General features: G+C 69.8%; 9 protein-coding genes. 8 read left to right on the top strand and 1 reads right to left on the bottom strand.

All coding sequences use genetic code 11. The annotated features are described in order from the left end of the window. The first annotated feature begins 149 nt into the window (after positions 1-149). The 8 genes from Q9R39_RS10870 (at position 150) to Q9R39_RS10905 (ending at position 10,448) form a co-directional block, all read left to right on the top strand. Positions 150-1,028: a hypothetical protein gene (locus Q9R39_RS10870; RefSeq protein WP_311277465.1), complete on the top strand. Its 879-nt coding sequence runs from the start codon at positions 150-152 to the stop codon at positions 1,026-1,028. Beyond that, on the top strand, positions 1,025-2,572 hold the full coding sequence (locus Q9R39_RS10875) for a hypothetical protein (RefSeq protein ID WP_311277466.1): 1,548 nt from the start codon (positions 1,025-1,027) through the stop codon (positions 2,570-2,572). The genes Q9R39_RS10870 and Q9R39_RS10875 overlap by 4 nt, the downstream gene beginning before the upstream one ends. Continuing rightward, positions 2,569-2,973 (top strand): DUF6802 family protein, encoded by a 405-nt coding sequence (locus Q9R39_RS10880; protein ID WP_396275656.1) that lies wholly within the window; start codon positions 2,569-2,571, stop codon positions 2,971-2,973. Before Q9R39_RS10875 ends, Q9R39_RS10880 begins: the two co-directional genes overlap by 4 nt. A 211-nt stretch (positions 2,974-3,184) precedes the next feature. Then, complete coding sequence (locus Q9R39_RS10885) at positions 3,185-5,011, top strand: phosphoenolpyruvate carboxykinase (GTP) (RefSeq protein ID WP_058252237.1); 1,827 nt, start codon at positions 3,185-3,187, stop codon at positions 5,009-5,011. A gap of 75 nt (positions 5,012-5,086) precedes the next feature. Then, on the top strand, positions 5,087-6,094 hold the full coding sequence (locus tag Q9R39_RS10890; RefSeq protein ID WP_058252236.1) for an esterase-like activity of phytase family protein: 1,008 nt from the start codon (positions 5,087-5,089) through the stop codon (positions 6,092-6,094). A 93-nt stretch (positions 6,095-6,187) separates the two neighbouring features. Beyond that, positions 6,188-7,003 (top strand): ABC transporter ATP-binding protein, encoded by an 816-nt coding sequence (locus tag Q9R39_RS10895; protein ID WP_058252235.1) that lies wholly within the window; start codon positions 6,188-6,190, stop codon positions 7,001-7,003. 21 nt (positions 7,004-7,024) lie between these two features. Continuing rightward, positions 7,025-9,571 (top strand): FtsX-like permease family protein, encoded by a 2,547-nt coding sequence (locus tag Q9R39_RS10900; RefSeq protein ID WP_311277518.1) that lies wholly within the window; start codon positions 7,025-7,027, stop codon positions 9,569-9,571. 55 nt (positions 9,572-9,626) lie between these two features. Next, positions 9,627-10,448 carry a hypothetical protein gene (locus tag Q9R39_RS10905; protein ID WP_311277467.1) on the top strand — a complete coding sequence of 274 codons (822 nt, stop codon included), beginning with the start codon at positions 9,627-9,629 and terminating at the stop codon, positions 10,446-10,448. A 106-nt stretch (positions 10,449-10,554) separates the two neighbouring features. Here Q9R39_RS10905 and Q9R39_RS10910 read toward each other — a convergent pair whose 3' ends face one another. Beyond that, positions 10,555-11,322, bottom strand: a complete 768-nt coding sequence (locus Q9R39_RS10910; RefSeq protein ID WP_058252233.1) for a class I SAM-dependent methyltransferase — start codon at positions 11,320-11,322, stop codon at positions 10,555-10,557. Positions 11,323-11,373: the final 51 nt, after the last annotated feature.

The raw sequence follows: 11,373 nt of genomic DNA on the forward strand, positions 1-11,373 counted from the left end.
CGCGAGGGGATGTGGAGCCGTCTCCGCCGTTCGCCCGGATCCCGATTATTCTCGGCCCTGTCGCGGTTCACGTGCGCCGATGCCCGGGGTGGCGGTGCGGTGGACGCGGGTCGTGGGAGGCGCAGGGGTCGGATGGCGAGGAGGCTGGGGTGGGGGCACCGGTGAACGGTGGCCGGCGTGGCGTGCCCGCCGGGAGCGAGTTGTGGACGGCCGCCGAGCAGGGACGACTCGTCGACCTCGTCGACCCGGTGTCGCCGCTCGTGCCCGTCCTGGCCGGTGCGGGCCGGCGTTTCCTCCGTCCGTTGCACGTCCAGGTCGTCGGCCGGCCCGGGACCGGTCGGGACACGATGGCCCGTGCGCTGCGAGAACGGCTGTCGCTCACCGTGATCGGGCCCGGTGAGGACGAGCAGGGGGCCGCCGACACCGATCTGTGGATTCTGGTCCTGGCGGGGCCGCCGCGGCGCGCCGACCGCGAACTCTTCGCGTCCCTCCCGGCCGACCGGCTGCTCGTGGTGCTCGGGAAGGCCGACACGCACGGCGACTGGGATGCGGCGGTCGCGGTGGCGGCGTCGTGTGCAGGGCGTCTGGACACGCCGGTGTACCCGGTCTCGCAGTTGCTGGCCTGCGCCGACCTCGACGATGCCGAGTTCGCCGCGCTGGCGACGATGGCGGCCGCGGGCGTCGGCATGCCGTCGATGGCCGGCCGATTCCTCGTGGGACGTCCGGGTTCCGACGAACGGCTGATGCGGCAGGGGTTGCTGCGCCGGCTCGACGCCTTCGGCATCGACACCGCGCTCGCGCTCATCGAGTCCCGTTCCGCCGTGGCCGCGAACGCCGAGGCCCTGAGCCGGGCGCTCCGCGACGCCAGCGGCGTTCCTGATCTCGCGGGACCGATCGGGGAGCGAGTCGACCGGATTCGGCATTGGCGTGAGGTCGAGTTGCGCGCCCGGTTGGAGGAGGCGGCCGCGGCGGGCGTCGACCGCGCCGGTGCCGAGCGACTTCTGGCCGGGGCAGGAGCGGGCACATGACCGACACGGCACTCGCCGCCGCGCGGGAGCTGACCGGCTTCGACGCCATCGGGGTCGACGCGGGCACCGACGTGCTGGTCGTCGGGACCGACGGAGTGGGCGTCCGCACGCTGGTCGAGGCCTGCCGGGCGCTCGCCCCGGACCTCGACATCGTCGCCCGCGGCGGGCGCTCGCGTGCGTCGGCCGGTGCGGCGGTCGTGGTCGTCGACCCGTCGTCGTCGGTCGGTGAGGAGGAACGTCTCCTCGTCGAGCAGATGCGCGCGCAGGTCGGGATCGTGGCGATCGTGTGCACGAAGATCGACGCGTTCTGGGAGTGGCCGCGGACCGTGCGCGCCCACCGGGCCGTCCTCGACCCGTTCGCGACGCTGCCGTTGTTCGGGGTGTCGTCGGTCGCGGCCCTCGAGGGTGCGGTGGACGAGTCGGGGATCGACGCCCTCGTGGAGTGGCTGCGTGAGACGACTGACGCGCCGGGCGTGCTCCGCGCCGAGCGGGCAAGGCTCGCGGCGGGCCTCGGGGCGGTCGAGCATCTCCTCGGCGCGCCGACGGGCGGCGTCGACGAATCGGCGTCCGCACAGGCTGCCGTCGACGATCTCCTGGCCACGCGTCGCGAACTGGTCGCCGCACGTGACCGCGGACGCCCGGACCGGTTGGCGGCGGTACGCGCCGGACTCGCGCGCGTCCGTTCGCAGACGTCGGCGGAACTGCACGCCGGGGTGCGCGATCTGGCGGCGTCCGCCGCCGGCCACGCTCCCGCCGCGGATTCTGCGTACGGCGCATGGGCCCGTACCGGCTGGGCCGCCCTCGCCGACGGCGTCCGTCGTCGCGCCGACGAGCGCGTCGACGCGGTCCGGTCGACCGCCCTGGTGGGCCTGGACGCGGAGCCGTCGGCCGACGAGAACTGGCCCGCGGTACCCCTCCACACCGAGCGGTCGCGCGGCCGGGCGCGGCGCGCAGGCGCCGAAGACGCGTTGGTGGTCGTCCTCGGGGCCTCGACCGGTCTGGGTGTGGGACGCCTCGTCGTCGCACCGATGGAGTCGGTCCAGACGTTGCAGTGGGTCAGCATGCCGCTCGCCCTGATCCTCGGAGTCGCGGTGGCGGCGTGGGTGATCCGTGTCCGGCGCAGTGCTGCGGAGCGTTCCGATCGCGAGGCGCGCACCGCCGAGCTCCTCGCCGAGGCGCGGGCGACGCTCGATCACCAGCTCGCCCTGCGCGTCACCGCGGCCGAGACCCGGATCGCCGGCCAGATCGCCCGGGCGCACGAACGCCGGAACCGAGAGGTGGCGGCCGAGGTCGCGCGCCTCGACGAGGAGATCCGCCGACTGCGCAGCGGGGTCGGGGTCCGCGACGCTCGAACCCGTCGCGAGCGCGCGGCGGAGATCCGCCGTGAGTTGGTGGCGCGGTCGGAATCGCTCTGGGCGGACGCCTCCCGCACCGACGACCCGGGTGAGGAATCCGATGATCCGGCGGGACGTCGGGGTGACCGAGGGCATGACGACGGAACGGCCGGGGTCGCCCGGGCCGGCCACGACGACGGGAAGCAGTGATCTCGATGGACCCGATGTTCCCCGACGACCTTCCGGACCCGGCCCGCCCGGAGGAGGCCTCGCCGTTCGGCGCGGCCGAGGGCGCCGACCCGCACTCGGTCGACTCGGTGGCCGCACTGCACGAGACACCGGCGTCCGACGATCTCGACGATCACCTGTGGATGCACGACGACGGCCGGATCTGGGATCTCGGACCCGCCGAGGTGGACACCGACAACGACGGCATCAACGATTCGCTCACCCGCAACGGGCCCGACGGCTTTACGGTGTACACGGACAGCGATCGGGACGGGCAGGTCGACAAGATCACCGAGATCGGTGCGGACGGCGAGTTCCGTTCCGCGGTTCTCGACCCGGACACCGGCCAGTGGATCTCCGGCGGATCGGGACGAATCGGCTGACACGTGACCGGCGCCCGACCCGGACTGCTCCGCGCCGAGACCGAGCGCGCGCGATCACCAGGGACTTTCGTCACCTGTCCGTCGGGTGTGGGATAGACCGCACCTGGCGAACCCCGTGACCTAACGCCCGCTCGGTGGACGTATCCTTGACCGCGAGACGACCTGACAGGTGGCCATTCAAGCGGCCACCACCTCGGAGGAGGCCCCAACGATGACCGCAGCCACCATTCCCGGACTGGACCCGAGTAGCGCTCCGACGAAGCACGCGGGACTGCTGGCCTGGGTGGCCGAGGTCGCCGAGCTGACCCAGCCCGACCGGGTGGTGTGGTCCGACGGCAGTGACGAGGAGTGGGAGCGCCTCACCGCCGACCTCGTGAAGGCCGGCACCCTGGTCAAGCTGAACGAGGAGAAGAAGCCGAACTCCTTCCTCGCCAACTCCGACCCCGCCGACGTGGCCCGCGTGGAGTCGCGGACCTACATCTGCTCGGAGAAGGAAGAGGACGCCGGCCCGACCAACAACTGGGTCGATCCCGCCGAGATGCGTTCGACGATGACCGAGCTCTACCGGGGCAGCATGCGCGGTCGCACGATGTTCGTCATCCCGTTCTGCATGGGCCCGCTGGACTCCGACGATCCCAAGCTCGGTGTCGAGATCACCGACTCCGAGTACGTCGTGCTGTCGATGAAGATCATGACCCGCGTCGGCCCCCGCGTCCTGGAGATCCTGGGCGAGGACGGCTTCTTCGTGAAGGCGCTGCACTCCGTCGGTGCGCCGCTCGAGGACGGCCAGGCCGACGTGCCGTGGCCCTGCAACACCGAGAAGTACATCACCCACTTCCCCGAGACCCGCGAGATCTGGTCGTTCGGATCGGGTTACGGCGGCAACGCGCTGCTCGGCAAGAAGTGCTATGCCCTGCGCATCGCCTCGGTCATCGCCCGCGACGAGGGGTGGATGGCCGAGCACATGCTGATCCTCAAGCTGACCAGCCCGGCGAACAAGGTGTACTACATCGCCGCGGCGTTCCCGAGTGCCTGTGGCAAGACCAACCTCGCGATGCTCCAGCCGACGATCCCCGGCTGGAAGGCCGAGACCGTGGGCGACGACATCGCCTGGATGCGCTTCGGCGAGGACGGGCGTCTCTACGCGATCAACCCCGAATTCGGTTTCTTCGGTGTCGCTCCCGGCACCAGCTACGACTCGAACCCGAACGCGATGAAGACCATCGAGGCCGGAAACACCCTCTACACCAATGTCGCTCGCACCGACGATGGCGACATCTGGTGGGAGGACATCGACGGCCCGGCGCCCGAGCACCTCACCGACTGGCTCGGCAACGACTGGACGCCGGAGTCCGATCACAAGGCAGCGCACCCGAATTCGCGCTACTGCACCCCGATCTCGCAGTGCCCGTCGCTGGCCGACGAGTGGGATGACCCGAAGGGCGTGCCGATCTCGGCGATCCTGTTCGGCGGCCGCCGCAAGACCACGGTGCCGCTGGTTACCGAGGCCCGCGACTGGCAGACCGGTGTCTTCATGGGCGCCACCGTCGGCTCCGAGCAGACCGCCGCGGCCGAGGGCAAGGTCGGCACCGTGCGCCGCGACCCGATGGCGATGCTGCCGTTCATGGGCTACCACGTCGGGGACTACCTGCAGCACTGGGTGAACATCGGCAAGAACGCCGACGAGTCGAAGCTGCCGAAGGTGTTCTACGTCAACTGGTTCCGTCGGGGCGACGACAAGCGCTTCCTGTGGCCCGGATTCGGCGAGAACAGCCGCGTGCTGAAGTGGATCATCGAGCGCATCGAGGGTGAGGCCGAGGGTGTCGAGACCCCCATCGGCATCGTCGCGAAGCCGGAGTCGATCGACGTCAGCGGCCTGGACGTGCCTGCGGAGGACGTCGCGGAGGCGCTCGCCTTCAACCCCGACGAGTGGCGCGAGGAGATCCCGTCCATCGAGGAGCTGTTCGACTTCGTCGGCGAGAAGCTGCCGAGCTCGTTGCGCGACGAGCTCGACGGTCTGAAGCAGCGCCTGGCCTGACGCGGCCTTGCTGCGCGGTTCCGAGGCTGAACGTACGGATGGGTCTGAAGTGACGGTTGAGGTATCGTGCCCCTCATGAAACTACGTCTGTGGGGCGCCTCGGTCGCCGCTGCCTGCGTGCTGGGACTGGCGTCGTCGGTCGCGGTCCAACCGGCTTCGGCGACACCGTCTTCCGGGGCCGGGGTCACGGCGTTCTTCACGGATTCGACGACGATCGGGAGCGGGCTTCCCACCGTCAACCGGATCTCCGGTATCGATCGGACCGGTAACGGCAACTACGTGATGATCGCCGAGGACGTGCTCCCGGCTCGCTTCTTCACGGCGTCGATCGGGTACACCTCGGTGACCGCGTCCTTCACCGGGCAGCCGCGGATCAACGGCGGCGGCACGGTCCTCGGCCCGTGGTTCCTCCCGTTGCTGCCCGGACAGGCCCAGTTCGAGGGCATCCGCCAGTCCGCGGGCGGTTACACCGTCGTCAGCGGCGGCAACAACCAGTTCGTCCGGCAGATCGGGCCCATTGGACAGGTCCTCCGCGACCTTCCGCTCCCGTCGGTGTGGCGCCCGTCGTCGAAGTCGGGTCTGGCAGGCCAGCTCGGACTCACCGGCGTGGCCGTCGGACCCCAGGGTCAGGTCAGCGTCCTGACCGCCGGCGGACTCCGGCAGGACGCCGCACGATCGGCCCGTCTGCTGACCTTCGGCAAGACCAATCGCGAGTTCGTCTATCGCACCGACGCCAACAAGGTGGCCGCCGATGTGCTGGCCATCAACTCGACGGACTTCCTCGTGCTCGAACGTGGCCCGGGCAAGCTGTCGAACATCTTCTGGACGACGACCCGGGGCGCCACCTCGGTGACGAACAAGAAGAAGCTGAGCGGACGCGAGAAGGCGATGACCAAGCGCCGCATCTTCTCGACCACCGCGACGCCCCACTTGCTCACCGGCAACATGTCGGGACTCGCCTGGGGCAACTGGCACCCCGACAACCCGTTCGCGAAGACCCGCACCCGCACCCTTCTCGTGGTGTCGGACAACGTCGGATCGCCCAATCGCCTCCACTCCTTCGAGGTCCAGATCCCGAAGTAGAGGCCGCAGCAGTGCCCCACGTCACTGCCGTCAGGGTGGGGTCAGGGTGTTACCTGATGGCCAACCGGCGCAGGATTTGGCACCGTTGAGGGCATGACGACGACTGATGTGGCCGCTCGAGACGACGGTGGCGATGATTTTGGGACGCCGAAGCACGCGGTTGCTGCCGGGGCAGACAACCTTTCCAAGCGGTACGGCGTCGGCGACACCGCCGTCGAGGCCCTGAAGAGCGTCTCCATCTCGTTCCGGGAGGGCGAGTTCACCGCCATCATGGGGCCGTCGGGGTCGGGTAAGTCCACGCTGATGCACTGCCTCGCCGGTCTCGACGTCGCGAGCGACGGCAAGGTGTTCATCGGCGACACCGACCTGACGGCGTTGTCGGACAAGGCGATGACGATGCTGCGTCGCGACCGCATCGGTTTCGTGTTCCAGGCGTTCAACCTCGTGCCGACGCTGACGGCCAAGGAGAACATCACACTGCCGGTCGACATCGCCGGCCGCACCGTCGACACCGAATGGTTCGACGCCGTGGTGGCCCGACTCGGGATCACCGACCGGCTCGGTCATCTGCCGAGCGAACTGTCCGGTGGTCAGCAGCAGCGCGTGGCCTGTGCTCGTGCGCTGATCGGCAAGCCGTCGATCATCTTCGGCGACGAGCCGACGGGCAACCTGGACTCCCGCTCCTCGGGCGAGGTGCTGTCGATCCTGCGGGCGGCGACCGACGAGTTCAAGCAGACCGTCGTCATCGTGACCCACGATCCGCGCGCGGCGTCGTACGCCGATCGAGTGGTGTTCCTGGCCGACGGCCAGATCGTGCAGGAGCTGTCCCGGCCGTCGGCCGACGACGTCTTCGAGGTCATGAAGAACCTCGACAACGTGCCTGCGCCCGACACCGCCGAAGCGCTCTGAGCCGTGGCGTCCTCCACGGTGATGCGCCGGGTCTCGCTACGGAACCTGCGCGCCCACAAGCTCCGGCTGTTCCTCACCCTCTTCTCGATCGTCCTCGGCACCTCGTTCGTGGCCGGGTCCATCGTCTTCACCGGGTCCATCTCGAAGGCCTTCAATGACATCTTCGACAGTGCGGCGCAGGGTGTCGCGGTCGAGGTGACCCCGGCCGACCGGCAGTCGCCGGGTGTGCCGAACACGATCGTGGACCAGCTCCGCGACCAGCGTGCCCAGTTCGGCATCGACAAACTCGTCGTCAACAACAATGGCCTGGTCACGGTCGCCGACTCCGACGGCAAGGCCATCCAGACCGGTGGCGCCCCGAGCGTGGGCAGCACCTACATCCCGCCGGCGGAGGCGCTCGACCCGGACGAGTCGCGGATCCTGCCGGGTGGACGCGGGCCCGAGAACGCCGGCGAGATCGTCTTGAACACCTCGGCGGCCGAGGCCGCGGGGCTGAAGGTCGGGTCGAAGACGAAGATCGTCGTCGGGCAGGGCAACTCGGAGCCGCTCGAGGTCACCGTCGTCGGCCTCGTCGACGCGCCCAGCTCGACGGGTGGTTACGTGAACGCCCAGTTCGACGCCGCGACGTCGGCCCGCCTGTTCACCGACGGTGAGCACGTCGGCGTCGTCGACATGTCGGCCGTCGCCGGGGTCACCCCGGAACAGTTGCAGGAACGGATCATCTCCGCACTCGGCGCCGACGCCGATCTCTACGACGTCCGCACCGGTGACCAGGTCCGCGAGGACCAGAAGGCGCAGGTCAACGAGTTCCTGCAGATCTTCCAGTACATCCTGCTGGCGTTCGCCGCGATCGGTCTGGTCGTCGGCACGTTCATCATCTACAACACCTTCTCGATGATCGTCGCGCAACGGAATCGGGAGTTCGCGCTGCTCCGGGCGGTCGGCGCGAGCCAGCGCCAGGTCTCGCGCTCGGTGCTGTTCGAGGCCTTCGTCGTCGGTGTCCTCGGCGGAGCGCTCGGTCTCGCCATCGGCATCGGGCTGGCGGCCGCCTTGAAGGCCATCACCAGTGCGACGTCGGGCCTGCCGGACGGTGAGCTGGCGATCGGTCCGGATGCCATCCTCGCCGGCATCCTGGTCGGCGTCGTGGTGACGATGGTCAGCGCATGGGTGCCGGCGGCGCGAGCCGCCCGGGTGCCGCCCGTGGAGGCCATGCGCGCATCGGCCGCCGAGGGGTCGGCCTCGTTGCGCAACCGCACGATCATCGGCGCGGTCATCGGTGTCGCGTCGATCGCCGCGATCGTGGTCGGCGCAATGGGTGAAGGTGCGGGCCCCGCGATCACGGTGGGTGCCGGCGCCGCGGGCGCGGTCCTGTCGGCCGTCCTCATCGGCCCGGCGATCGCGCGTCCGTTCGTCAGCGTGCTCGGCCGGGTCATCGGTGCGCCCTTCGGCATGATCGGGCGCCTCGCCCGGACCAATGCGGTCCGCAACCCGCGGCGCTCGGCCGCGACGGCGTTCGCGCTCACCCTCGGGCTGATGCTGGTCGCGATCATCGGCACCCTCGGACAGTCGTTCAAGGGCACGGTCGACGACGCCGTCGACGCCGGCATCACGGCCGACTACATCGTGGCCGGCACCAACCAGTCGCCCCTGCCGCCCGCGGTGACCGGCGCGATCGACGGTGTCCCCGGCGTCGCCGAGGTGGTGTCGTTCGGCATCGTCCAGGCCAAGGTCGACGACAAGTCGGAGACCGGGTTCTCGGCGCTCGGCGGCCCGCTGAACAGCGTGACCGTGATGGACATGCAGGACGGCGCGTCGTCGGACCTGCCCGCCGACGGGATGCTGATCAGCGAGCGGACCGGCAAGGCGAACGGTTGGCAGCGCGGCGACGTGGTCACGTTCACGTCCGCGACGGGCGAGCAGGTCCAGGTCCCGATCGCGGGCGTCTACGCGGACAACGAGGCGCTGCAACCGTGGGTCGTGGGTCCGGACGTCTACGAGAAGCTGGTCCCGCCCTTCGCGCGGGTCAACGTCACGCTCTTCGTGAACGCCGCGCCGGGCACCGACCTCGAGACCCTGCGCACCGATCTGGAGAATGCGACGTCGGACTACCTGACGGTGCAGATCCAGGACCGGGATCAGTTCAAGGGCCAGATCTCGTCGCAGATCGATCAGATGCTCGGCACGCTGTACGCGATGCTCGGGCTGGCACTGCTGATCGCCGTCCTCGGCATCATCAACACGCTTGCGCTGTCGGTGGTCGAACGCAAACGCGAGATCGGGATGTTGCGCGCGATCGGCATGATCCGAGCCCAGGTGCGCCGCTCGATCTACCTCGAGTCGGTGCTGATCTCGATCTTCGGCGCAGTGCTGGGTGTGCTCCTCGGGACCGTCATCGGCGTCGCGTTGGTACGCACGCTCGCCGAGTGGGGCCTGGGCGCTCCGGTGATCCCGTGGTCGCTCATCGCGATCACGCTGATCGCGTCGGCGGTGGTAGGGGTGCTGGCCGCGTTGTGGCCGGCCGTCCGCGCGGCGCGCACCGGACCGCTCGAGGCGATCGCCGACATCTGACGCAGGTTCGTGGTGGTCGGGTCGGGGATCGGTCCGGGATGACAGAATCGTCCGCATGACCCGACCACCAGAGGGCGATCCCAACGATCCGCGGAACGGTCCGCCGGAGACCCGTCAGTTCGATCCGGACTTCGACCCGTCGGCGCCGCCGTCGCAGGCCTACACCGAGCAGCAGCCCGGGCAGCCGTATCCGGGTCCCTACACGGAACCGCACCAGGCCGGTCAGCCCTATCCGGGGCCGTACACCGAACCGCATCAGCCGGGTCAGCCGTATCCGGGTCCCTACACCGAACCCCAGTACGCCGACCCTCAGTACACCGGCGGGTCGCCTTACGGTGCCTCGCCCTACGACGCGCCGGCCGGTGGTGAACCGCCCCGCGGTTCCGGGTCGAAGGGCCGGACCATCGGGCTGGCGCTGGTCGCCCTGATCGCACTCGTGGTCCTGGGTCTCGTCGTCGTGCTGGTCACCCGCTCCGGCGACGGCGACTCCACCAGCGCGGCGTCATCGTCGACCACCGAATCGAGTGATCCGGCGACGACGAGCGAGACGACGTCGTCGAGCACCCCGACCACCGAGGAGACGACGTCGACCACGACGACGACTCAGCGCTCCGGAACCATCACCTACCAGCTGACCGGCAACGGGGACGTCGTCGCGCTGACGTTCACCCGCGGCCAGGGATCGCCGACGGTGATCCCGGCGATCGGCTCGCCGTGGTCCCAGCGGGTGCAGCTCGAGGGAACCCGCGCGAGTATGTCGGCCATCGTGATCCGCGGACCGGTGTCGTGCGCCATCCTCGCCGACGGTGAACAGCTGGCCGCCGCGACCAGTCAGGGCGGCACCCTCAACTGCACCGCGGACCTCGCCGCCGAGTAGTTCAGGCCGCTGGGTGCGGAGGTGGCTTCGACTCGGGGCTTCGCTTCGCTCAGTCCCGGCTCAACCAGCAGTGGGCTCAGTCAGACGCAACCGGACTCCGAGCACTTCAGCGTCGACGCAGGACGAGCACCAAGTTGGTGCCGAGGACGTCCCGGAGCACGGGTACGCGCATGACCCACCACATCCAGCGCGGGATGTAGCGGGGGAATGCCGCGACGAGGTCGGCGCGCCCGGCACCGGTCGCGGATCGGGCCCAGCGCACCCCGTCGGCGGCGGAGACCGCGAACAGCGATGTGCCGTACAGGTTCTTGGGTGGATGACCGTGGCGTCGGGTGTACAGCCGGGCCGCCCGATGGCCGCCGAGATAGTGCGTCAGGCCCATCTCGTGACCACCGAACGGTCCCCACCACAGTGTGTAGCTGATGATGACGACGCCGCCGGGACGCGTCACCCGCAGCATCTCGTCGGCCATCTCCCACGGCGTCGGTGTGTGCTCGACGACGTTCGACGACAGGCAGACGTCGACGCATCCGTCGGCGAAGGGCAGGGCCTGGCCGGAGCCGCGGACCGATCCGCGATGCTCGAGCCCACCGGCGTGCATTTCGGTGGGATCGGGTTCGACGGAGACGTAGTGCGCGCCGCGGTCCCGGAAGGCGTCGGCGAAGTATCCGGGACCGCCGCCCACGTCGAGGACCACAGATCCGCCCATGTCGGGGACGAACGCCTCGACCATGTCAGCGGTGTCGCCGGCGAGCGCGCCGTAGAAGCGCGCGGGATCGGATTGTTCGTAACGGAAGTCGTTCAGCAGTCCCGCGGCGCGTCGCAGGGTGGCGAGCCGGGCCATCCGCGCGCCGCCGGGAAGTGAAGTCGTCATCGTCGGGTCACTCTAGTGGGGTGTCTCGGCGACAGGTTCCTCGCCGGGCGG

The sequence above is a fragment of the Gordonia sp. AC31 genome, from assembly GCF_031844505.1.
GTDB classification, from domain to species: Bacteria; Actinomycetota; Actinomycetes; order Mycobacteriales; family Mycobacteriaceae; genus Gordonia; species Gordonia hongkongensis.

What these genes read in the sequence shown, in the direction of transcription:
- Q9R39_RS10885 (WP_058252237.1), top strand. Translation starts at nt 3,185, where the DNA reads ATGACCGCAGCCACCATTCCCGGACTGGACCCGAGTAGCGCTCCGACG.
- Q9R39_RS10890 (WP_058252236.1), top strand. Translation starts at nt 5,087, where the DNA reads ATGAAACTACGTCTGTGGGGCGCCTCGGTCGCCGCTGCCTGCGTGCTG.
- Q9R39_RS10910 (WP_058252233.1), bottom strand. Translation starts at nt 11,322, where the DNA reads ATGACGACTTCACTTCCCGGCGGCGCGCGGATGGCCCGGCTCGCCACC.
- Q9R39_RS10900 (WP_311277518.1), top strand. Translation starts at nt 7,025, where the DNA reads ATGCGCCGGGTCTCGCTACGGAACCTGCGCGCCCACAAGCTCCGGCTG.
- Q9R39_RS10875 (WP_311277466.1), top strand. Translation starts at nt 1,025, where the DNA reads ATGACCGACACGGCACTCGCCGCCGCGCGGGAGCTGACCGGCTTCGAC.
- Q9R39_RS10905 (WP_311277467.1), top strand. Translation starts at nt 9,627, where the DNA reads ATGACCCGACCACCAGAGGGCGATCCCAACGATCCGCGGAACGGTCCG.
- Q9R39_RS10895 (WP_058252235.1), top strand. Translation starts at nt 6,188, where the DNA reads ATGACGACGACTGATGTGGCCGCTCGAGACGACGGTGGCGATGATTTT.